This window comes from Nocardioides houyundeii (assembly GCF_002865585.1).
Lineage (GTDB): Bacteria > Actinomycetota > Actinomycetes > Propionibacteriales > Nocardioidaceae > Nocardioides > Nocardioides houyundeii.
In genome coordinates this window covers 1,100,439-1,122,514 of record NZ_CP025581.1, presented here as the reverse complement: position 1 = coordinate 1,122,514, position 22,076 = coordinate 1,100,439, and the positions used below count along the sequence as shown (strand labels likewise).

General features: G+C 67.2%; 19 protein-coding genes. 3 read left to right on the top strand and 16 right to left on the bottom strand.

Annotated elements, in window-relative coordinates; all coding sequences use genetic code 11:
• Positions 1-44 precede the first annotated feature (44 nt).
• Complete coding sequence (locus tag C0R66_RS05400; RefSeq protein WP_277869162.1) at positions 45-485, bottom strand: Fur family transcriptional regulator; 441 nt, start codon at positions 483-485, stop codon at positions 45-47.
• 150 nt (positions 486-635) lie between these two features.
• On the opposite strand from C0R66_RS05400, the gene C0R66_RS05395 reads away from it, so the two are divergent.
• Positions 636-4,163, top strand: a complete 3,528-nt coding sequence (locus C0R66_RS05395; protein WP_101523837.1) for a reprolysin-like metallopeptidase — start codon at positions 636-638, stop codon at positions 4,161-4,163.
• Between the two features lie 80 nt (positions 4,164-4,243).
• Here C0R66_RS05395 and C0R66_RS05390 read toward each other — a convergent pair whose 3' ends face one another.
• From C0R66_RS05390 to C0R66_RS05375, 4 genes are all read right to left on the bottom strand, one after another.
• Positions 4,244-4,447: a twin-arginine translocase TatA/TatE family subunit gene (locus tag C0R66_RS05390; protein ID WP_199286896.1), complete on the bottom strand. Its 204-nt coding sequence runs from the start codon at positions 4,445-4,447 to the stop codon at positions 4,244-4,246.
• Positions 4,447-5,154, bottom strand: coding sequence for a Rid family hydrolase (locus C0R66_RS05385; RefSeq protein ID WP_199286831.1), 708 nt, complete (start codon positions 5,152-5,154; stop codon positions 4,447-4,449). Before C0R66_RS05385 ends, C0R66_RS05390 begins: the two co-directional genes overlap by 1 nt.
• Positions 5,154-6,740, bottom strand: coding sequence for a flavin monoamine oxidase family protein (locus C0R66_RS05380; protein WP_199286830.1), 1,587 nt, complete (start codon positions 6,738-6,740; stop codon positions 5,154-5,156). Before C0R66_RS05380 ends, C0R66_RS05385 begins: the two co-directional genes overlap by 1 nt.
• 150 nt (positions 6,741-6,890) lie before the next feature.
• Complete coding sequence (locus tag C0R66_RS05375) at positions 6,891-7,307, bottom strand: organic hydroperoxide resistance protein (RefSeq protein WP_101523834.1); 417 nt, start codon at positions 7,305-7,307, stop codon at positions 6,891-6,893.
• A gap of 52 nt (positions 7,308-7,359) precedes the next feature.
• Between C0R66_RS05375 and C0R66_RS05370 the strand changes: the two genes are divergently transcribed.
• Positions 7,360-7,815: a MarR family winged helix-turn-helix transcriptional regulator gene (locus tag C0R66_RS05370; protein WP_101523833.1), complete on the top strand. Its 456-nt coding sequence runs from the start codon at positions 7,360-7,362 to the stop codon at positions 7,813-7,815.
• Between the two features lie 4 nt (positions 7,816-7,819).
• On the opposite strand, the gene C0R66_RS05365 is transcribed toward C0R66_RS05370, so the two are convergent.
• The gene (locus C0R66_RS05365) at positions 7,820-8,848 is read right to left on the bottom strand and encodes a YihY/virulence factor BrkB family protein (RefSeq protein WP_158647910.1); all 1,029 of its coding nucleotides are present in this window, start codon (positions 8,846-8,848) and stop codon (positions 7,820-7,822) included.
• Between the two features lie 87 nt (positions 8,849-8,935).
• Between C0R66_RS05365 and C0R66_RS05360 the strand changes: the two genes are divergently transcribed.
• Positions 8,936-9,913, top strand: coding sequence for a hypothetical protein (locus C0R66_RS05360; RefSeq protein ID WP_158647909.1), 978 nt, complete (start codon positions 8,936-8,938; stop codon positions 9,911-9,913).
• A gap of 16 nt (positions 9,914-9,929) precedes the next feature.
• Here C0R66_RS05360 and C0R66_RS05355 read toward each other — a convergent pair whose 3' ends face one another.
• From C0R66_RS05355 to C0R66_RS05320, 10 genes are all read right to left on the bottom strand, one after another.
• A complete protein-coding gene (locus tag C0R66_RS05355) occupies positions 9,930-10,439 on the bottom strand; it encodes a hypothetical protein (RefSeq protein ID WP_101523830.1) in 510 nt (169 codons plus the stop codon).
• 57 nt (positions 10,440-10,496) lie between these two features.
• Positions 10,497-10,802: a hypothetical protein gene (locus tag C0R66_RS05350; RefSeq protein WP_199286829.1), complete on the bottom strand. Its 306-nt coding sequence runs from the start codon at positions 10,800-10,802 to the stop codon at positions 10,497-10,499.
• On the bottom strand, positions 10,799-12,013 hold the full coding sequence (locus C0R66_RS05345) for a hypothetical protein (protein ID WP_101523829.1): 1,215 nt from the start codon (positions 12,011-12,013) through the stop codon (positions 10,799-10,801). The genes C0R66_RS05350 and C0R66_RS05345 overlap by 4 nt, the downstream gene beginning before the upstream one ends.
• The gene (locus C0R66_RS05340) at positions 12,010-13,218 is read right to left on the bottom strand and encodes an SPFH domain-containing protein (RefSeq protein ID WP_101523828.1); all 1,209 of its coding nucleotides are present in this window, start codon (positions 13,216-13,218) and stop codon (positions 12,010-12,012) included. Before C0R66_RS05340 ends, C0R66_RS05345 begins: the two co-directional genes overlap by 4 nt.
• Positions 13,219-13,338: 120 nt before the next feature.
• On the bottom strand, positions 13,339-14,397 hold the full coding sequence (locus tag C0R66_RS05335; protein WP_101523827.1) for an ABC transporter permease: 1,059 nt from the start codon (positions 14,395-14,397) through the stop codon (positions 13,339-13,341).
• A 402-nt stretch (positions 14,398-14,799) separates the two neighbouring features.
• Positions 14,800-15,468, bottom strand: coding sequence for a hypothetical protein (locus C0R66_RS18590; RefSeq protein ID WP_158647908.1), 669 nt, complete (start codon positions 15,466-15,468; stop codon positions 14,800-14,802).
• A gap of 66 nt (positions 15,469-15,534) precedes the next feature.
• On the bottom strand, positions 15,535-16,128 hold the full coding sequence (locus tag C0R66_RS18585) for a hypothetical protein (RefSeq protein WP_158647907.1): 594 nt from the start codon (positions 16,126-16,128) through the stop codon (positions 15,535-15,537).
• A 54-nt stretch (positions 16,129-16,182) separates the two neighbouring features.
• Positions 16,183-17,097 carry a hypothetical protein gene (locus tag C0R66_RS05330; protein WP_158647906.1) on the bottom strand — a complete coding sequence of 305 codons (915 nt, stop codon included), beginning with the start codon at positions 17,095-17,097 and terminating at the stop codon, positions 16,183-16,185.
• Positions 17,098-17,285: 188 nt separating this feature from the next.
• Positions 17,286-20,357 (bottom strand): type I restriction endonuclease subunit R, encoded by a 3,072-nt coding sequence (locus C0R66_RS05325; protein WP_241901585.1) that lies wholly within the window; start codon positions 20,355-20,357, stop codon positions 17,286-17,288.
• A gap of 17 nt (positions 20,358-20,374) precedes the next feature.
• Entirely contained in the window at positions 20,375-22,066 is a 1,692-nt protein-coding gene (locus C0R66_RS05320) for a GmrSD restriction endonuclease domain-containing protein (RefSeq protein ID WP_101523824.1), read from the bottom strand.
• Positions 22,067-22,076: the final 10 nt, after the last annotated feature.

Genomic DNA, 22,076 nt, shown 5'->3' with positions numbered 1-22,076 from the left:
CTTCCTTCCGGACGTGCTGGTTGCTGGGGATTGCAGGTGGAGGGTCATGCGGTGCGGGCGGCCGCGCACTCGGGGCAGGTGCCCCAGTACACGACCTCCGCCTCGTCGACCACGAAGCCGTGGTCGTCGGAGGCGGTCAGACAGGGGGTGTGGCCGACCGCGCAGTCCACGTCGGCGATGGCGCCGCAGGAGCGGCAGACCACGTGGTGGTGGTTGTCCCCCACGCGGGCCTCGTAGCGCGCCGTGGCACCGGCCGGCTGGATCCGGCGCAGCAGCCCGGCCTCGGTGAGCGCACGCAGCACGTCGTACACGGCTTGGTGCGAGACGGTCCCGAGGCTGGACCGGACCTGGCCGATCAGCGCCTCGGTGTCGGCGTGCGGGTGCTCGTGCACGGCGTTCAGCACAGCCAGCCGCGGCTGGGTGACCCGCAGCGACGCCTCGCGCAGGGCGGTGGTGAAGTCGGGTGCGGCCATGGGGAACAGCATGGCCTCTTCTCTGGAACGAGTCAAGATTGACAAATTCGTCGTCCAAGGCATCGCCAAACGCACGCCCACCATGTGAACTCCGTTACCTACCCAAAAAAAGGCGTGTTTCACTCACCAAGACCAAACAACTTCTTTCCCTCGGAGTCACACATGACCCATGCGTCCCGCAGACGCCCCCTCGTCAAGGGGTTGATCTGCTCCTCCATCGCGGCGGCGCTCGGAGTGGGCGGCCTCGTGCTGTTCACCTCCCCTGCCGCCACGGCCAGCCCCGAGCCGGGCGACTACTGGTCGTCCTCGATTGCCAAGCCGGGCACCACCCGTCAGGGCGACGCTCCGCGCGTCAACCCTTCTGACTACGCGGCCTTCACCCTCGACGGCAGCGCGCTGCGCGGCGAGCTCCGCGACGCGCCGCTCGAGCAGAGCGCCGCGGACGCCGAGACGGTCTGGGTCCCCTCCCCGGACGGCGACCTCGTCGCCTTCGCCGTCAAGGAGTCCCCGGTCATGGAGGCCGAGCTCGCGGCCAAGCACCCCGAGCTCCGCACCTACGCCGGTCGCGGCGTCGAGGACCCCACCGCCACCATCCGGTTCGACGTCACCCCCAACGGCTTCCACGCCTCCGTGCGCGGCTCGCGAGACCAGGCCGCCTGGTACGTCGACCCGGCCTGGAACGGCGACGACAGCCTCTACCTCTCCTACCTCGGCAGCAGCCTGCCGGCTCCCGAGAAGGGTCTGATCGAGCCCGAACTCGACGACCACACCGTGGAGAAGGTCGAGCGGGACACCGCGCGGGCCGCGGGCACCGAGGTGCAGCTGCGCACCTACCGCCTGGCACTGGTGACCGACCCGTCGTACGCGGCGTACTTCGGCACCGAGAACGTGCTGGCCGAGAAGGTCACCCTGATGAACCGGGTCAACCAGATCTACAACGACGACCTGGCCATCCGGATGCTCCTCATCAACGACACCGACAAGCTGAACCTCGACACGGCGGCCAAGGCCAGCGAGCCCGGCGGGCCCTGCGGTGACGCGGCCTGCTTCACGGTCGACCAGCTGAACAGCTGCGGCAGCCCGACCCTGAACCGCAACCGCATCGTCCTCGGCCAGCTCGTCGGCGCCAGCAACTACGACGTCGGCCACATCGCCCTGGGCACCCCCGGCGGCGGCGTCGCCGGCCTCGGCGTGGTCGGTCTCGGTGGCAAGGCTCGTGGCTGCACCGGTCTTCCCCAGCCCGAGGGCGACTACTTCGCCGTCGACTACGTGGCCCACGAGATCGGCCACCAGTTCGGCGGGCCGCACACCTTCAACGGCACCGAGTACAACTGTGGCTCCAACATCGGCGGATCGCCGTGGGAGCCCGGCTCCGGCAGCTCGATCATGGCGTACGCCGGCATCTGCCAGCAGGACAACCTGCAGCCGCACAGCGACCCGTACTTCTCGCAGCGGAGCATCTTCGACATCACCTCCACGGTGGAGCGCGTGCGTCCCGACGAGGACGAGGTGCAGACCGTCTCGCTCCGCGGCTTCGACACCGACGGCGAGTCGTTCACCCTCTCCTTCGAGGGCCAGACCACTGAGCCGATCGTGCGCGGCACCGGCTACACCACCGCGGCTATCGACGCGGCGCTCGAGGCGATCCTCGGCGCCAGCACCGTCTCCGTGGCGGCCTTCGGCGGGAGCGGCACCCTCAACGACACCGGCTTCCAGGTGACGTTCAACGGTGGCGCCGTCGACAACGTCGACGTCGAGTCGCTGACTCTCACCACGGTCTCCGGCGACGTCACCGGCTTCGTCGGCGAGACCCAGGCCGGCGGCCCGGTGGAGAACGGCGGTCACACCGTCACGGGCACCGGCAACACCGCCCCGGTGGCCACCGCTCCGGCCGACAAGACCATCCCGCTGCGTACGCCGTTCGCCCTCACCGGCTCGGCCACCGACGCCGACGGGGACGCGCTCATCCACATCTGGGAGCAGAACGACCGTGGCGGCTCCACCGGCACCACGCTGGGCAACCGGGTCAAGACCAACGGCCCGCTCTTCCGGATCTTCGGCACCCACGCGCCGGTGACCCCGGCCGGGACGCTGACGATCAACTCCCCCGGTGAGAACATCGCCACCTCCGAGCCCACCCGGGTCTTCCCGGACATGGGCCAGATCCTGTCCAACAACACCAACGCCAACACCGGCACCTGCCCGGAGATGCCGGCCAAGCCGGCCACCGGCGGAGCGACCAACGTGTCCGTCCCGGTCGTGGAGTGCTTCGCGGAGTGGCTGCCCACCGTCGACTACGTCGGGGCCAGCCAGGCCGGCAACACCGAGCCGTCGCTGAACTTCCGGTTCACCGCGCGCGACCTCAACCCCGCGGGCGGCGGCTACGCCTACGACGACGTCAAGCTCACGCTCGACAAGACCGCAGTTCCGTTCAAGGTCACCGCGAAGAACACCGCGGGCGCGACCGCCATCTCCGGGCGCAACGAGGCCATTACCTGGGACTTCAAGGGGACCAACACCCCCGAGATGGCCGAGAACGTGCGGATCACCCTGTCCACCGACGGTGGCCAGACCTTCCCGCACGTGCTGGCCGAGAGCACTCCGAACGACGGCAACGAGCGCTTCACGTGGCCCAACCTGGTCACGACCAAGGCCCGGATCAAGATCGAAGCGGTGGACAACTACTTCTTCGACGTCAACGACTACGACTTCGCGATCACCGCGTCGCTCGAGGTGACCGACCCGACCCAGGGTGCGGTCAGCGTCCGTACCGGCGACTCGGTGCCCGCGGTCGAACTGTCGGCCACCACCACGAACGGGGCCGGTGACGTCCTCACCGCCACGGCGTCCGGCCTGCCCTCCGGGGTCTCGCTGGAGCGGGCTTCCGTCTCCGACGTGAACACCCGGCCGGGCACCGCCACCTGGCGGCTGACCGGGACCGTGACCGCGGCGCCGGGCAGCTACCCGGTCAGCGTCGCCGTCTCCGACGGCAACGACACGGTCACCAAGGAGCTCACCGTCACGGTGACTCCGGCGGCCCAGACCCCCGGCACGCCGCAGACCCCCGGAACCCCCGGGACGTCGAAGGCACCCGAGACGACGATCACCAGCGGCCCCTCCGAGGGCTCGATCGTCATGGACCGCAAGCAGACGCTCGAGTACTCCTCGGACGTGGCCGGCTCCACCTTCGTCTGCACGGTCGACGGTGACCCCGTCGACTGCGCGGCTGGTGGCCTGACCAAGCGCTTCAGCGGCGGCACGCACCAGGTCACCGTGGCCGCCGTCGGTCCCGACGGCTCCGCGGACGCCACCCCGGCGACGCGGTCCTTCACCGTGCCGCTGAACGACGCCCAGCTGACCCGCAAGGGCACGTGGAAGCGCGTGAAGAACAAGCACGCCTTCGGTGGTGGCTTCCTGGTCTCCAACGACAAGGGCGCCAAGCTGGTGACCCGGATCCGCAACGCGACCAGCATCTCGCTGGTCGTCGCGCCGACCCCCAAGGCCGGCACCGTCAAGGTGCTGGTGGGCGGCAAGAAGGTGCGCACCTTCAACCTGAAGGGCGCCAACGCCTTCAACAAGCTGCGCACCATCACGTTCAAGAAGGCGCGTACCGGCAACGTCAAGATCGTGGTGGGCAAGCGCAAGCCCGTCAGGATCGAGGGCTTCGCCGTGGGCACCGACGTGAGCTGATCACCACCGCACCAACGCACCACAGCACGCGAGAGGGCCCCGACCACGGATGTGGTCGGGGCCCTCTTCGTCGTTCTCGCTCAGGAGGAGCGGACCTCCTCACGCCCCGAGGCTGGGACGGGCGGCGGTGCCAGCTCGTCCGTGTCGCGACTCCTGGTCTCGTCGCGGAAGATCCGCAGCGCCTGACCCGTGCCGCGTGCCAGGTCGGGGAGCTTGCGGGCCCCGAACATCAGCAGGAAGACCGCGAACAGGATGGTGAGCTCGGTGGCTCCCAGGTTCGGCATCAGTGCCACCCCCACTTCTTCTTCTCCGGGAAGGCGGCGTCGACCTCCACCTCGACCAGCCAGCCGTTGACCGGCAGGTTCTCGATCTCCAGGGCGAAGCGCGACGGCCGGGCCGGGTTGGCCACCATCGGGGGCGCGGGCGGCGCCGTGCCCAGCGGCACGGCGACCGGCTGGCCGGTCGACAGGCTGGTGTTGGCGAAGAACTGCCGGTAGGCACGGTTCCAGCCGGCGAAGTCCATCTTCTCCTCCCCCGCCGGGTTCTGGAGGAAGACCCGCATCGTGATCACGTCGTCGTAGCTCAGGCCGACCCGGGCCAGGTTCTCCCCGATCCGGCGCAGCACGTTGAGGCCCTGGGCCTCGGTGATCGTCACGCCGGGCGGCAGCACGCCGCCGACGAGGTCGACCGGGTCGACGTAGCGCTGCTCCGTGCCGGCCGGCGCAGCGGTGTTCAGCGCCCCCGGCCCCAGCCCGCTGGTCTTGTAGATCGCGGTGTCCTTGCCGATGGCGACCCCGTCGGCGATGGAGGGGTTGTCCTGCCCGGTCGGCAGCGCCGACACGGTGGTCCCGGGCCGGGGCTCCCGCAGCATCGTGCCGCCGGCGACCGCGGCCGCCGGGGCCACCACCGCAGCCGTCACCGCGACCACCACGGCGGTCCTCGTGCGGTGTCGGGCCCGGCTCGTCCTGCTCGTCTGGATCCTGTCGGTCATCAGACCATCACCCTCTCGTGGATCTGCGCGACGGTTGCCCGTGCCGAGGTCATCGCACCGTGCTGCCAGGCGATGGCGTGGCTGAGGTGGTCGCCGGCGAAGTAGATGTTGCCGGTAGGTCCGAGCAGGCTCTGGTAGCCGGCACCGGTCTGTCCGCCCGCGGCGGAGGGCCAGCCGACCCAGGCGGCCTCGGAGAACTTCGCCGACGCCCAGTCCTGGCTGAAGTGGCTGTTCACCTTCTCGCCGTACACGTCGCCGAAGATCTTCTTGCCCTGGGTCACCGCCTCGCGGAAGCGCTGCTCGGGGGTGAGGGCGCCGTAGAAGTTCGCGTTGGCGCCGGTGTTGTAGTACCCGATCATGGTGCCGCGAGCCCCCTGGTAGCCGTAGGAGGGGTGCCAGACGTTGGCGATGTTGGTGTTGGCGTTGGTGATCCCGCCGTAGATGCGGAAGTCCTCCTCCCACCACCGCCGGCCGTACTCGATGCCGAGCTTTCCGGCGTTCGTCTTGCTGACCGAGCCCAGCGCGGTGACGATCTCGGTCGGCAGGTTGCTGGCGACCCGAGCGGCGATGTGGGGCGGCATGGTGTTGACCGCGAAGTCGCCACTGACCTTGCGGACCCCTTCGGGGGCCCGGTAGAGGACCTCGACCCCGTCGGTGGTGTTGCGGTACTCCACGATCTCGGAGTTGTAGCGGACGTTGCGTGCCCCCACCGCCCCGGCGAGCGCGTAGGCGATGCGGTCCATGCCGCCCACCGGCTGGTACATCATCATCGCCTGGTCGAAGCCCATCTCGAAGGAGAAGTAGTTCCCCAGCGTGGAGCGGAACAGGTCGGAGATGTCGTACTGCGGGAGCGGGGTTCCGGCCTCCAGGTGCGCGCCCGGCTCCGGGTCGTAGCCGCGGCGTCCGCCACCGACGTACTCGTTGGCGGAGTTGATCGCCCCGAAGCTGCGCAGGTAGGAGATCAGTGCCTCCTTGTCCTCGGCCGTCAGCTCGGCGTCGAGGGCGCCCTGGTCGGTGGCCTTGGCCAGCAGCTCGGCGGTGTAGCCGTAGGCGTCCGCCTTGACCGCCCGTTGCCGCACCGGCACCCCGTTGAGCGCGCCGGGCACGTTCTCCCGGTAGAGGAAGGCGTCGGCGTTCTGGTTGGTGAACACCTCGATCGGGACGCGCAGCTCCCGGCAGTAGTCGAGCGTGACGTGCATCTGCGGGATGCGTCCCGGGCCCGCGTTCATGTACTGGTCGCGGGAGAACCTGGCCCGCTGGGTACGGCCGTTCAGGTCGGTGTGGGTGTCCCCACCGCGCACCGTCCAGTTGCGGCCGCCGGGCCGGTTCCGGCCCTCCAGGACGGTGACCGAGTAGCCGCCCTTGAGCAGCTCGTAGGCGGTGGTCAGGCCGGCGATCCCGCCGCCCATGACGATGACCTTCTTCCTGCCGTGCCGATGCAGCCCGCTCCTGTCCAGAGGGGTGAACGGCGGCGTCTCCGCGCTCGCCGCAGGACTGAGCCCGAGGGCTCCCATGGTGTTGAACATGACGCCTGCGCCGCCGGCAATGCCGACGTTGCGCAGGAATCCACGCCGTGTCTGTGTCAATTGAACCTCCGAGATCGCCCGCTGCGGAGCAGCGTGTGTTCGGGGAGGCTAGAAGTCCACGGTTACCGCCGCGCACCATGAACGGTCACGAGGATGTTTCCGAGCGGACGCCGGGCGAACAGTCATGTGACGCCGATCTCACCGGCCCGGTCAGGCCACGGTGAGGGTGACCTCGATGTTGCCCCTGGTGGCGTTGGAGTAGGGGCAGACCTGGTGCGCCTGCTCGACCAGCTTCTCGGCCTCCTCGCGCGAGACCTGGGGCAGCGTCACCTCGAGCCCGACGGCGAGCTGGAAGCCGCCGTTGCCGTTGTCACCGATGGAGACGTCGGCGACGACCTCGGACTCGGACACGTCGGCGCCCGCCTTCTGGCCGACCAGCCGCAGCGCGGAGTGGAAGCACGCGGCATAGCCGGCGGCGAAGAGCTGCTCGGGGTTGGTGGCGCCGCCCGCCCCGCCCATCTCCTTGGGAGTGCGTACGTCGGCGACGAGAATGCCGTCGGTGGACTCGATGTGACCGTTTCGGCCGTCTCCGGTGGCGACGGCGCTGGCAGTGTAGAGAGTCTTCATGCCAGAAACTGTATTGTGCGCAATTGATTAGGGCAAGAGGTATTCTCGGGCTGTGGACCCCGACTACCCCCAGCTGGAGCTGGACCGCCAGCTCTGCCTCCCCCTGTACGCCGCGTCGCGAGCGGTGACCCGGCGCTACACCGAGCTGTTGGCCGAGGTAGGGCTGACCTACCCGCAGTACCTCTGCCTGCTCGGCCTCTGGGACGCCGACGGCCCGCTGACGGTGGGAGACCTGGGGGCGCGACTCCACCTCGACTCCGGCACCCTCACTCCCCTGCTCAAGCGGATGGAGACGATGGGGTTGGTGACCCGGACCCGCGACGTGGTCGACGAGCGTCGGGTGCTGGTCTCGGTGACCGCTGCGGGCCGGGCGCTGCGGGACCGGGTGGCCGACGTACCGACCCGACTGGTGGCCGGGATGGGGATGAGCGAGGCCGACGGCCACGCTCTGCGCCGGCTGCTCGACCAGCTGCTGGAGCAGCTGGAGCCGGGGCGCACGCGGAGCTGAGACGTCACCGCGAGGACGCGTCGTCCTCGTCTGACACCGGAGTCGGGGCCTCGTCGGGTCGGGAGCGCTCCTCCCACCAGACGGCCACGTGCTCGAATCCCTTGTGCCGCTGCATCCTGGCGTAGGAGGCGTAGGCGCGACGGTCGGCGTCGGTGAGCTGCACGTTGTCGGTGAAGGGCGTGAGCAGGGCGCGTGGCCACAGGTGCCGGGCGAGCACCACGTTGATCTCCATCGCCAGCACGGCCATCACCGCCCCGATCCACAGGAACCCGATGAGTCCCAGGACCAGGCCGAAGGTCTTGGCCATGGAGCTGGCGTCGACCAGCACGTTCTCCACGTACCGGGCTCCCACGATCTGCAGCCCCTGCCACATGATCGCCAGGGCGAAGCCTCCCGGAGCGGCGCGCGTGTAGGAGTGCTGGCCGGTGGCCGCGAACCTGAACAGCACGGTGAGGAAGGCGCCCACCACCACGATCGTGACCAGCGGCAGGGAGAGCCTGATCCAGCTGTGCAGCGTCTCGCTCAGCACGTCGGTCGTGCTGGCCACTGTCGCCAGGACCGACACGGTGATCAGCGAGAGCCCTGCGGTGAGGAGCAGGAACAGCGTCTTGACCCGGGCGTAGATCGGGTTCGGCCGGCTGTTGCGGGGCACTCCCCACACCACGTGCTGGGCGTTCTGCAGCGCCTGCCCCAGGCCGAGACTGCCGTAGAGGGCCGTGAGCGCGCCGATCGCGACTCCGGTGAAGGAGCCCTGCAACCCCTCCGGCCGGCCCAGCTCGTCGCCGATGATCGGGAACTGCGCCAGCGCCGAGTCCAGGATCGCTTCCTGCCACTGCGGCTCCCCGCGCAGCACCAGGCCCAGGATCGAGGAGCCCAGCAGCATCAGGGGGAAGATCGCGACGAAGGCGTAGTAGGTCAGCGCGGCCGCCAGGTAGGGGCACTGGTCGTCGAAGTACTTGTAGACGACAGCGAGCGGGAAACCCACCACTCGGTGTCGCCGCTGGAAGTCGTCCATCGCTGACACCGCGCCCACGCTCTGGAGGCTACCTGCACTCCCCCGCCATCCGGCGCTCCGCGAGCCTGGGGGCCGCGCGGCGCGGATCTCCCCCACACTGAGGCCATGACCAGACACCCGCGCCTGTCCGGGGCCGTGCTCGCGCTCACCGCGCTCGCGGCCATGCTGCCCGTCTCCTCAGCCACCTCGGCTCCCCCGCCAGCCGCCTCCCGGGGCGAGGCCGTGCCGCGCGCGGTGAGCCTGGTCGGCACCGAGCTCCGCCTGGAGGACGACGCGCGGGTGGAGCTCCCGGCCACCGCGGGCCGGTGGCCGGTGCTGCTGGGAACCGCTGCCCGAGGCTGGGTCGTGGCCTCTGACTACACCTTCCGGTTGGTCCGTCCCGACGGGCGCGTGCGGGTGATCGGCAAGCGGAACAACTCCGAGCTCTACGTCACCGAGCTGCTCTCCGACGACGGGCGCCGGGTCATCTCCGCGTCGACCGACCAGGGCGACGAGTTCCGCATCAAGATCTTCGACCTGCAGGGGCGGGTGGTGCTCAACACCTTCTACTCCTACATCCGCGGGACCGTCATGGACGCCGGCGACGGAGTCGTCTACGTCGGCGGCCGCGGGGGGCTGCGCACCATCGCCGAGTCGACCGGTGCGGTGACCCGCCTGCTGCGCATCCCGGTGGGCATGGTCGACCTCGGACACGACACCGTCTTCGTGGGCAGCGTGAAGCACCCGTGGAAGGTGGGCCCGACCAGCCTCTCCACCCCGGGCAAGCCGGATTGGCGAGCGAGGTTCGAGCCGGTCGCACTCTCTGCCGACGGCGAGTACGTCGTGGGGCGCGAGGGCACGGTCCGCGCCATGGCCGACGGCAAGGTGGTGCGCCGGGTCCCTGCCCCGGCCCGCCGCAGCGACGAGGCGTACCGGTTCCTGGGCTGGGGCGCCGGTCACGAGGTGCTGATCCAGACCACCGCCGGCAAGCAGGAGGTGCTGACCTCGTGCCCCGTGCCGCGCGGCGCCTGTCGCCGGGTCGGCACCACCACGGGCCGGGTCTCCCTGCCCACGAGCAGCTCCGGGCCGTTCCTCCAGCCCTGAGCCCCTCGTGAGCGGGTCAGTCCTGGGCGACCGTGAGCTTCTTGGTCAGGTCGGACTGCTTGGACGAGTTCGCCTTGCCCGAGCCCAAGGACGTCTTGATCTTGAGCGTCCCTACCTCGGGCACGCACGCCCGGGAGATCGTGGTACGGATGGTTCCGCGCTTGAGGTTCCAGGTCGTCGCCGGGGTGCAGGCCGCGGGCACCACCATGCCGTTGCTCCGGCGCTCGTACCACTGGTCCTTGACGCCGCCCTTGGCCGCGCGACGGCTGGTGCCGGCGAACGAGGTCGTCGCGCCGTAGACGTTGTAGGCGAGGAACTGGGTGTCCCGCTTGCCCAGCGACCGGACCTTGACGGTGATGACCACCTCCGTCGAGGTGTGCGAGACCTTGAGCCGGGTCACGTCGAACCTCGCCGGCGCGTCGCCTGACTTGTCCTTGATGCTGCCGCTCGCGGCGTGGGCGGAGGACCCGAGCGACACCGTGGCGAGGGCGAGCAGGGCTGCGACGAAGCTGGCGGACTTCTTCATGGGACCTCCGGGTCCAGGGCGGTTGGGAGCCGACACGCTAGCGCAGCGGCCGTGGGGTCAGCCTGAGCGCTGCACGCGCTCGCGGTGGTCGGAGACGTTGTCGCCCGGGATCTTGGTCCGGGTGGTCCCGCGCACCGTGTCCACCTTGCGTTCGTCCCCGGTCACGGGCTGCGCCTCGATGAGGGTCTCCTTCTCGAAGCCATGCGACTTGTCGGTGTTTCGGTAGTAGCGGAACAGGCCCCAGTAGACCCCGGCGGCCCCGGCGGGCCCGAGGAGCAGCAGCGCCATCAAGCCTCCGGAGTCAGACGATGTCTCCAGGGTCCTGATGACGGGGTACGCCAGCTCCAGCACGAGGGCGTTCACGACGCCGCCAGGATCGCGACGGCGACGGACTCGAGCACCGTGCCGGTGGTCAGGGCCGCCACGCTGAGTCGCCAGTGCGAGACCGGAACGCTGCCCATGGTCTCGCCGGTACGTCCGTTGACGGCGATGTAGTGGACCATCGAGCGTTCCCCTGCCTCGTGGTAGTAGGAGTAGAGCCACACCGGGAGGTACATCGAGAGCCACCTCGTCCCGTGCACCACGACGTTCTCCGTCTCCCAGCGCACCCCACGGTCGTACCTGCTCACCGAGTCGCGCACCTCGGACCGGGCGATCGAGAGCAGCTGTTGCTCCAGCACGGGCACCAGCTCCGACACGTCGGTGTCTCGGCGCTCGGAGGTGTAGCCGACCAGGTAGCTGGCGTTCCACTGCACAGCGTTCTTGGTGTCGAACGGGAGGATCGTGTTGATCACGTTGTTGGTGTTGACGAACGCGCTCATGTTGGCGCGCTCGCTCGAGGACTCCAGGGTCAGGTCGTCGGCCGTGAAGTCGACGTGCCGGTCGACGCGGTAGACGTCCGCGTCGTAGACGGTCTTCTTGTTGTCGCCGGTGCCACGGGTGTACCGCCGGGTCTGCACCTCGCCGACACCTTGCACGTCAGCGCTGGCGTTGCTGTCGACCACCATGTAGGGCAGGTAGACGCCGACCACGTTCTCGGGGGTGAACTCCCGGGTGAACCGGCGAAGCGCGAACATCCTCCGCTTGCCGGCGAACTCCTTGATGCGCTCCACCGCCTGGTCGCGAGTGATGCTGAACGGCAGCACGGCGTCCGGCACCGCCCCGTTGGGCAGCTGCTCGTTGACGCTGAGCACGTGCCGGCACCAGTGGCACCGCGACGACGTGGACTCGGAGGTGTTCACGACAACCTCGGCCCCACAGCCGGAGCACTTCATGGTGAGCATGTCGGCGTCCGCGGTGATGTCGGAGGCACCCGTGGCCACCGTCGTGCCGGTGAGGTCGCGCAGCGCCTGATCGGCGGAGACCAGCGGCTCGACCTTCTCCTCCGCCCACTCGTGACGGCAGAACAGACAGATCAGCATCGACGTCGAGACCCGCAGCTGGATCTCGGTGGACCCGCACGCGGGACAGCGGTTGACGCCGTCCTCCAGCTGCTCGTTGGCGGTCTCGATCACCGGGTCAGCAGGGACCACCGGCTCCTCCGGGTCCGCACCCACAGACGCCTCGGTGCTCACAGGCCGAGTGCCTTCGCCTTCGCGGCGTCGTAGTCAGCCTGGGTGATCAGACCGGCGTCGAGCATCTGCTTGGCCTTGGTCAGCGTCGCCATCGGGTCCTCGGCGGAGGCGGCGGGCTGGGCCGCGGGAGCCGCCGGGGCGGGCTGGGCAGGCTGGGCAGGCGTTGACTGGGCGCCCACGCCGGGCACCGGCTGCTGCAGGCCGCCGATACCGGCACCGCTGGCCGCCATGCCCATCCCGATCAGGCCGCCGGGGCCGGAGTTCTCGCCGGCCGACTCGAAGCCGGCAGCGACGGAGGCCTGCAGGTTGGAGTTGCCACGGGCACCGGAGAGCGCGTCGGCACGCTGCACGTTGCGCAGCAGCTCACGGGTGGACTCGTCGTACTCGATGGAGACGATCGCGACCGAGACGATCTCCAGCCCGCGGCCGGTGCTCCACCCGTAGTTCTGTTCGACAGCGGCCGACAGGCTCTGGGCGAACCCGACGGAGTCCTGCTGGATCTTGGTGATCCGGTTGCCCTTGGACGGGTCGTTCGTGTACATCGAGAACGCCGGCGCCAAGGAGCCGACGACCTCGTTGAAGAGCTGGGAGGCGGCGTCGTTCTCCACGTCGGTGAAGTCGAAGACCCGGCCGGGCTCCAGGTAGGTGGCCGGCACGAACGCCTTGATGAAGAGGATCGGGTCGGTGATGCGCATCGTGTAGGTGCCGCGGGTGACCGCGCCGACCTGGGCGTTCATGTAGGCGTCGTCCCAGTAGATCTCCGACTGGGTGCCGAACCGGTTGTTCGGCAGCTCCTTGAGCGCGACGAAGTAGGCGCGCTGCTGGGAGCTGGGGCGGCCACCGAACTTGAAGCGCTCCCACGAGGTGGTGACCAGCGGACCCAGGCCGTCGCCGGCGAAGATCGACTGGGAGTCCTGGGCCTCGGAGTCCCATTCGTAGGCCCCGGGCTCGGCGGCGAAGCCGGTGATCGCGCCGTCCTGCATCAGGACCAGGCCGTAACCCTCGGGCACGAGGATCTTGCTGCCGTTGGTGATGACGCCGTCGGAGCCCTTGGTGTTCGAGCCGCGTCCGGCATTGGTCCCGCTGGCCGCGGCCGCGAAGAGCGCGGCGGTGGGGGCCAGGCCAGCGGGGACCGTGTAGAAGTCCTTCCACTGGTCAGCCAGGGTTCCCCCGAGTGCGCCGGTCGCTGCCTGAATGAGTCCCATGGATCGCCTTCCGCCTGCATCTGGTCAGAACGGCTCACCCTAGCCGCGCGCGAGCGACGCGGACGCGCGATTTCCGGAGAAGAGACGCGACTGGGCCTCGGGGATCGAAGGCTCGCCGAGTCAGGCGCTCATGAGCAGCTCCGGACGCCGTCCACGACCGGCGATGAGCAGGGTGAGCACGATGCCGACCACGGCGTACGCCGCCAGCACCAGCAGCGGCTGGGTCAGTGAGTCGGACCCGAAGTAGACGATCTGGCGCACCCCGTCCACCCCGGCACCGGTGGGGATCCAGTCTCCGACGACCCGCCAGAAGGTGGGCAGCACGCCGACCTGGAACGCCCCGCCTGCGCTCGGGTTGCCGATGATCACGATCAGCAGCAGCGTCAGCCCGATCCCGATCACCCCGAAGAGCGCCTCGAGCGCGATCGCCACGGAGGCGATCGAGAACGACACCGCGGCCCCGAGCAGGCCCAGCTGCCAGAAGTGCCCGGTCTGGGCGTCCAGCAGCGGGCCGACGATCAGGGCGCCGCCGAATCCCGATGCCAGGGCGTACGGGACCAGTGCGGCGAGCCGGAGCGCCGCGGTGCGCAGCGACCGCGGTCGGTCACCGCGCGCCAGGGCCACCACGGTCGGGAACAGGTAGGAGCCGACCGCCCAGCCGACCACGAGGTAGAAGCCGGTGAGGCCGCGGGCGTCACCGCTCTGCAACGGGACCAGGTCGTCCTTCTCCACGGTCCGCTGCTGCTCGGCCACCACCTTGGTGAGCACCTGGCTGGCCGCCTCCTCGTCCGAGACTCCGCCTCCGGAGGCAACGAGCAGCAGGTCGCTGCTCTGCTCCGGGCGCAGCACCAGGGCCGCGACGTCATCCCCCTTGCGGACGCCCGCGCGAGCCTCGTCCTCCGACTCGGCCAGCGAGGCGTCCAGGGGGTCGTCGTCGAGCCGGTTGAGCTGGTCGACGAGCTGCTCCCCCTGGGCCTCGGCGCCCTGGGGCACCACCACCTGCACCTTGAGCACGTGCGGCTTCGGGTCGTGGAAGGCCGCGACATAGCTGAAGATGAACGCGAACTGGAGGAACAGCACCCCGAGGACCCAGGCGACCGCCCGGGTCATGGAGCGCTTGGGATCGATCGCCAACGAGTCCTGCGGCTGGGGATCCTGGGGGGTCCGTTCGGCTGTCATGGCCTCTCCTTTGCCGGTGCGCCGGTTCCGCGCCAACGTGGCGCGGACGCCGTACGGCGAAGCAGACGCCCTGGCCCGAGCCTCATTGCCCTCTTCACTGTAGGGGCGGTGCCGGGGCACTGACACGGGCCAGAATGCCCGGGTACTGCGGGGTGCCCTGGGCACAGCACGAGAGCCGTCCCGACGGGCGTCGGGACGGCTCTCGTTCAAGAGGGCTGGCTCTCGGCGGCTGCGCCGCCGGGACCGGTGATGCTGCGAAGATCTCCGCTGATTTCTGCGAAGACCTCTTGGTCGTGGTGAGGGCTTCCCCGAAATCGCCGTTCAGGAGCGACTCAGGACATCCAGTGCAACTAGTCCTAGGCGCTGCACACGGCACCTGCGGAGTTTGCACACGATCTCGGGTCACTTGGATGCTGACGCCTCATCCGCAGCCGAGGGGAGCGGGCCAAAGGCCGAACGGGTGGAGCGGACCGCCATACGAGCTAGCGCCACGTTGCCACCAGCCCCAATGGCAGCGCCGAAGCCGAACGGCGCCATCTTGCCGATCACCAGGATGCCTTGCTTGGTCCCGTACTTGGTGACGACGTTGCGTCCAAGGACTCGATTGATCTGGCGGATTGTCGTAAGCGGAACGGCTTGTGTAACTCGGCGACCCCAATGGGCGCCTGTGCGTCCGGCAATTCTCTCAACGACACCCACACCGCCGGGCCCAACCAACACCGTCAGGATCAATGCCTTCCTACGCTCGATCTCCTCGACGGCAATGCCATGGACAGAAGCGACCCCGAGTACGTACACAGCTGTCGCTGTTGTGAACGCACTGGCGTCCGCAGCCGCGGCGAGCGCTCCACTAGCGAGGCCGACCCCCGGGGCAGCAGCAACACCGCCAGCGGCAGCGCCAGTCGTAGCAACGAGACCTGTGTAGGAACGTTCCAAAGCGATGATCAGGTCGCTGTCAGGCATGTCCGGAAGGCGGCGCCGCGCGGCCTCCACGAACTTCTCGACCTCGCTGGCTGATACCGCCACGGCCGCGTCGATAGTCGCGATGAGTTTGTTACTGGCCAATGCCACGGGCGACTCCCTTGTTGTGTCTTTCACGAAACGTCTTCGGGGCGCATCCGGAACTCACTTCCACGCTCACTTCACAACTGGTCGCTTGAACTGTCGCGGTTCTCGGGCACGCTGCTTCACGACCTCACGCTGACGCGATAGATCGTTTGCGGCGAGTAGGACGTCCTGCATCATGACAAGCCGTCCGTACTTGACGATGATGAGCAAGAGCGCCGCCTCGGCAACCCACGCAGCGCCGCGCGTGCGCCCAGGGTGGGCGGCTTGCATCGGATCCAAGGCGATGCAGACCAGAGACACAACAGCAACTAGCCACAACCAGATCCCGTTGCTTCTAAGACTCTTGCGCATCGACCTGCCGTGACTGATTCTGATGTCTTTCATGACATCGCCCGCCGAGGAAACATACGAGCCCACAGCCGTGTTGTTGCTACCAGCCACGAGAGCGGCCACGGTAGCTAGACCGACATAGATGAAGCGCCGCTGTTCGGTTGGTATGTCTCGGATGGCCCAGTCAACCCACGGGCCCCATCTATACAGCGCAAGATGCACGAGAACGACAAGTGCGACGATTGCCCAATCCGGCCAAACCCGACCCAGCCACCAGTCGATGATCTTGGCTACCACCGTGCGCTCGTCGGGTGTAGGTGCGCTGCTGTTCATAACTGCCCCCTCATGTCAGGACGGAGAGGCTAGACGCGAGCACCGACACCCGCACTATCCGCTGATCTGGAGACGGCTGGCCGCGCGGCTGATCGCGTTGATAGCAGACGGTATGCGGACCTGACGACCTTCGCCCTCGGCATCCATGACCGAGACGTCCTCCTTGGTCGCCATACGGTGCTTGACGAGGTCCACCATCTCCCGTTCCATCAACGAATCCGGGTCGAAGTCGACGACCTCCGCCTGCGCTCCCCGAACACGTCGGCCTAGGAGGCCACGACCCAGATCTGCCAAAGTGCGTCGGGTGGTCTCCGTGGCACCGTCCGAGCGTCCGCGAATCCGCAAGATGACCTCTACGTCGACTTCGGGTCCGAGATCCAGTTCTCGGCCAATTTGCTGCGTTGCAGAAAAAAGACCTGCGCCCTCGACCTGCTCACCGTAGATCTGACCCGCATCAAGCTGGACACTCACCATCCGGGCCTCAGAGGATCCATCTTGAAGGAAGTTGACGAGCGCTTCTGACGTATACGGGCGCACCGAGACAGGCTCGCCGAACATTCGCCCGTCCACGTTGATCCACTGCGCGACAGCCCCTGCGCGGGGAGCGGACATACCCCCAAGGACGTATCCGAAGATGTTGGTACCTGCAACGAACGAGGCGACCCCGATCTCTACCCACGGTCGATTGACCTGCGTGGACTCATCGATTATCTCGCCCGATGCCTCATCCAACGAGGAAGGCGGCTCATCCCTCTCGCGCGCGATGACCAGGCTGAGCTCACTCTCATGCGCGTATGCCTGGCCATAGTGCCGGAGCCCTTCGATCGCATGCCGCACAGAGGCGACGCCCTCGATGTGCTGGCGACGCAGTAGGTCTTGAAGATGCCGCTGCCAGTCCTCCCCCGCCATTGGCTGGTCATTCTCGTCGCGGACTTCGTAAAAGGCGACTGTCTTCTTCATCTTCTTCATGGCCACAGCGGCAGCTCCCATCCCCGTTTCCTCGAATCCTAGGGAAACATGGCCGAGTCACAGGGCCATTCGGTGCATCGAGAGCTCAGTGTCGAGAGGTGGGACGGCTTCACGGTGCGAATCTTCGATCGAGTGAGCCGTCTGACAGCCAGCCTGTGGACCCGAAAGCGTTGGCTACGACCGGACCGTCACACGCTCACGGCGTGTAGTTCAGCCTGCTCGAGGACGAGCTCTATTGCCCTTTCCTCTAGGTCGGGCGGGTAACCGTTGATCGCGAGGAGGCGGCGAATCTTCGACCTCATGCTTGCCTTGACGGAATCCTTGTGCTGCCAGTCGATGGTGGCCGAGTTGCGCACTGACCAGACGAGGTCTACGGAGATCTTCTTGAGCTTGTCGTCGCCCAGCTCGAGGACGGCCGCCTGGTTCTGAACGATCGCGTCGTAGAAGGCGGCTTCCGCGACGGACAGGCCGAGCTCATCGTGGCGGCTGGCCTGGTCACGCATCTCTTTGGCGAGCTTGACAAGTTCGGCGATGATCTCCGCGGTCGAGAGAGACCGGTTGGTGTACTTGTTGATTGCTTCTTCGAGCTGTTCAGAGAACTTCCGTGACTGCACCAGGTTCGATCGGGAGACGGTCTTGATCCGATCGTTGAGGATCCGACGTAGGAGACCGAGCTGGAGGTTGGGTTTGTCCTTGTGCGCCAGAGAGTCCAGGAACTCGTCGGAAAGGATTGAGATCTCCGGGGTCTCCACTCCGGCGAGCTTGTAGATGTCGATGACCTCGTCGGCGGTGACCGCCTCGTTGACCAGTTGTCCGATGGCGGTGTCGATTTCCACGGCGCCGGAACCGCCGCGTCCGGAGTCGGGGTTGAGGATCTTGAGGATCGCAGCGCGGACGTCGGTGAAGAGGCGTACGTCATTGCGGATGACCGCGGCTTCTTCCCGTGCTCCGGCGAGGGCGTAGGTCTTGGCGAGCGCCAGGACCTGATCTAGGAAGCGCTTTTGCCGGTCCGGGTCGGCCATGACGAAGTCGAGCACCATGGCGTGTTCAGCAAGCCGCTGTCCGGCCGTGAGGTCCGGCGAGGAGTCGTACGGACATCCGTGGAGCAGTCCTCGGACGACGTCGTGCTTCTCGAGCATGGCATCGACGATCTCTTCGATCGGGACGCCAGCCTGATCCCGGTCGGAGGGCGAGTACTCGACCAGTGCCTTCTGGAGGTTTGAGAAGACGCCGATGTAGTCGACGACCAAGCCGCCCTCCTTGTCACGGAAGGTGCGGTTGACGCGGGCGATGGCCTGCATCAGGCCGGCTCCCTGCATGGTCTTGTCCACATACATCGTGTGCATCGAAGGGGCGTCGAAGCCGGTGAGCCACATGTCGCGGACGATGACCAGTTCTAGCGCGTCGTCCGGGTTCTTCGCCCGAGACTTGAGGTCTCGTCGGACGTCCTTGGAGTGGATGTGGGGCTGGAACGCGGGCGGATCTGCCGCGGACCCGGTCATCACGACCTTGATGCGTCCGGCTGCTGGGTCGTCGGAGTGCCAGTCGGGGCGGAGAGCGACGATCTTTTCGTAGAGCCGCACGGCGATGCGGCGCGACATCGCCACGATCATCGCCTTGCCCAGCATCGCTTCCCGACGCTTCTCCCAGTGCTGGACTACGTCGGCTGCGATCAGGTCCAGGCGTTCATCGGCGCCCACGACGGCCTCGAGGCGGGCCCACTTCGACTTCGTCTTGAGGGCCTGGTCTTCGTCGACCTCGCTGGTGATCTCCTCGGCGAGCTCATCAAGCGCCGTCATGTCGGCCTCTGAGAGGGCGACCTTGGCCAGACGGGACTCGTAGTAGATCTTCACTGTGGCGCCGTCCTCGACCGCGCGGGTCAGGTCGTACACGTCGATGTAGTTCCCGAACACCGAGCGAGTCGACTTGTCCCCGGACTCGATCGGGGTGCCAGTGAACCCCAAGAATGTGGCGCCGGGGAGTGCGTCTCTCATGTGCTTGGCGAGACCGGCCTTCAAGTTTCCATCGGAGGCGAGGGTCTCGTTGAAGCCGTACTGCGACCGGTGCGCCTCATCGGCAATAACGACGACATTGCGACGGTCGGTGAGGACCGGGTTGACATCCTCGCCGGCGAGGGGTGCGAACTTGTGGAGCGTCGTGAAGACGATGCCGCCCGAGACACGTTGCAGCAGCGTGCGGAGGTGGGCGCGGGAGTCGGCCTGGACAGGCTTCTCGGGAAGGATCGTTGCGGGCGCGAAGACTTCACCGAAGAGCTGGTCATCCAGGTCGTTGCGGTCGGTAAGAAGGACCAGGGTCGGATTGCCCATCCGGGGGTCTCGCATCACCTTGGCGGCGTACAGGAGCATCTCGATGCTCTTGCCCGAGCCCTGCGTGTGCCAGACGACGCCGCCGCGGCGATCGCCGGCTGGGCCGGCCGCCTCGACTGTCGACTCGACGGCTGCGTTGACTGCCCAGTACTGGTGGTACTTCGCGACGCGCTTCACCATGCCGTGGGCCTCGTCGGAGAAGACGACGAAGTTCTTCAGCAGATCGAGGAACCGCGTCGGGTTGAAGACGCCTTTGAGGAGGACTTCAAGGGCGGGCTTGTTCGTGACGACGTCACGGCCGTCGATGGTCTTCCACGGTGCGTAGTGCTCGAAGGCGCCGGTGAACGAGCTCATCGCCGCGGACGTGCCGTCTGAGATGACGGTGACGGCGTTGGCCGTGAAAACCGTCGGGATGTCGGTTCGGTAGGTCTGCACCTGGTTCCAGGCAGTGCGCAACGTCGCGTGCTCGTCGGCGGAGTTCTTCAGCTCGAGTAGCGCGACCGGTATGCCGTTCAGGTAGATAAGCACGTCGGGGCGACGATTGCGGTTCCCCGTGATCGCGGCTTGGTTGACGGCCAGCCAGTCGTTGTTGTCAGGGGCGTCGAAGTCGATGAGCCGGACGTAGGCCGTTCGCACCTGGCCGTCAGAGCCTCGGTGCTCAACTGGCACCCCATCTATGAGGAGCTGGTGGACGCGAAGGTTCTCGGTGAGCTCGGACTGGGACTCCGCGCGACGCAGGCGTTTGATCGCCTCGTCAACCAGGTCGGCGCGATCAGGGTTGAGTCGTTGGCCCGCCGCTTGAAGCCGGTCGAACAGATACACCTCGTCCCACGAGGCGCGCTCCTCCGCGGGCCCCCCGGGGCCAATGTTCGGGCCGAACTCGATCGCGTAGCCGATCTCGCGGAGGTAGTCGAGCGCGGCTTGCTCGATCACAGACTCGTCTAGACCGATCACTGGCTCTCCGCAACGTCAAGGTACTCGTTGAGGCGCGCAGCGATCAGCTCGCGGCGCTGAATGACGAACTTCTCGAATGCCTCAGGCACCGCGTTGGTGTCGTCAAAGACGACCAACTGCTTCGCGAGAAGCTCCTTGGAGTAGTGAGGCGCGTAGTCGGCCGGTGCTTTGGCGCTGATGTCCTTGTTGGTCCTGGAGCTGATAAAGGCGAGATTGGCGATGTCGTCGACCTCGCGGCCGTCGATGTCGGGCCGCGCCTTCTTCATGAATGCTTTCGGGAAGACGTGGTGGAACTCAATCTTGTCGGCTTGTCCAGCAAGCTTCGGACTGATGAGTAGATTCGTCGCCCAGTCCTTCGCGCTGTCGGCGCGGAATGCAAGGAACATCGTCTTGAAGGCGCCGCTGCGGGATGTACGGCCAGCCAAGTCGGCAGCGGTGAAGTCGAGTCGTCCGACCTGCTGGATCAGTCGTTGGTTGAGTCCACCCACCTTGTCATCCGATCGAAGCGCAGCAAGGTCCTGATCAAGCAACGTCTCAGTGGAACCTCGGGAGTAGCGACCCTTAGCGTTGGCCAGGAGGAACCACTTCCTGAACGCGGCGGCGTCTGCGTCCGAGATCTTGTAGTCCATCTGCGCGCCCCAGTAAGCGGTGGCGATCATGAGGAACGGCGACGACAGCAGGGTGGGACTGTCAACGCCGATGTTCTGTTGGGCGAAGTTGACCGCGAAGTCCATGGCCCGCTTGGTTCGCTTCCATCCGACCTCGAGGGTCTGTTGGGTCATCGACGAGACTGTGAGAAAACGGGACTGTCCGGTGATGATCGCGATGAGGTTCTTCAGGTGGACGCCGAGGTCGAGGTCGAAGCCGCGCTTAGTGACGTCCGCTTGGTAAGCGTTGAACAGTGCGAGGGACCCGTTCCACTTGGCGGTGATCTGGGCCAGCGCAAGGTCAGAGCTGCGCAACTTGGCTCCGAGCGAGTTGACGCGCACAAAGATCTCAGTGACCTCCTCGTAAGACTTCGATGGCTCTAGGATGTCGACGCGGTAGGAGTAGTCAGCGATTGACCGCAACTGCTGGAGGCGTGCCGAGTAGCGCTCGTAGTTGGGATCGTCGAAGCCCGTGACTCCAGCCGCTTTGAGCAGCTCGGAGTCAGACTTCTTGAACACGTCTGTCACCTTGACCCAATTGGGCAAGGCGGCAACTTGGTTGCTGGCTACGACGAACGCCCGGCGGTTCACCCGTGTGATCAGATCGGAGTCCGCGTCGTCCGCGTCGTCGGCGTCCTCGTGGCTGTCGTTGTCCTCGGCCACCTCGGTGATGAAGGTGAGCTCATCAGGGTGGTCGAGGTTGAACAGGATCTCGACAGGGCGCTTGCGGTTCTTCACCGTGACCGGCTCACCGCGTAGTACCGCGGACAGCGAGGTGAGGCGCTGCTGTCCGTCGAGCAGCAGGAGGGGCGCGGCAACGGCATCGGTGCTGGTGTCCACCGCGAACGCCCGGGTCTCGACCTTCGCCGCCGGCTGCCAAGTGAGGATTACCCCGGACGGATACTCTCGATACAGCGAGTCCAGCAGGTCACGCACCTTGGTGGCCGTCCACACGTACTTGCGCTGCATCTCCGGCAGCTGCAGTTCCCCGCGCTCGATCTTGGCAACGAGCTCCCTGACCGGATAGTCCGACTTGCCCACGACTGCCTCC

Bases quoted from the DNA above. Each gene is read 5' to 3' on its own strand.
- C0R66_RS18585 (WP_158647907.1), bottom strand. From the start codon at position 16,128: ATGAACAGCAGCGCACCTACACCCGACGAGCGCACGGTGGTAGCCAAG.
- C0R66_RS05395 (WP_101523837.1), top strand. From the start codon at position 636: ATGACCCATGCGTCCCGCAGACGCCCCCTCGTCAAGGGGTTGATCTGC.
- C0R66_RS05330 (WP_158647906.1), bottom strand. From the start codon at position 17,097: ATGAAGAAGATGAAGAAGACAGTCGCCTTTTACGAAGTCCGCGACGAG.
- C0R66_RS05385 (WP_199286831.1), bottom strand. From the start codon at position 5,154: ATGACCGACAGGATCCAGACGAGCAGGACGAGCCGGGCCCGACACCGC.
- C0R66_RS05390 (WP_199286896.1), bottom strand. From the start codon at position 4,447: ATGCCGAACCTGGGAGCCACCGAGCTCACCATCCTGTTCGCGGTCTTC.
- C0R66_RS05375 (WP_101523834.1), bottom strand. From the start codon at position 7,307: ATGAAGACTCTCTACACTGCCAGCGCCGTCGCCACCGGAGACGGCCGA.
- C0R66_RS05335 (WP_101523827.1), bottom strand. From the start codon at position 14,397: ATGACAGCCGAACGGACCCCCCAGGATCCCCAGCCGCAGGACTCGTTG.
- C0R66_RS05400 (WP_277869162.1), bottom strand. From the start codon at position 485: ATGCTGTTCCCCATGGCCGCACCCGACTTCACCACCGCCCTGCGCGAG.
- C0R66_RS05360 (WP_158647909.1), top strand. From the start codon at position 8,936: ATGACCAGACACCCGCGCCTGTCCGGGGCCGTGCTCGCGCTCACCGCG.
- C0R66_RS05355 (WP_101523830.1), bottom strand. From the start codon at position 10,439: ATGAAGAAGTCCGCCAGCTTCGTCGCAGCCCTGCTCGCCCTCGCCACG.
- C0R66_RS05340 (WP_101523828.1), bottom strand. From the start codon at position 13,218: ATGGGACTCATTCAGGCAGCGACCGGCGCACTCGGGGGAACCCTGGCT.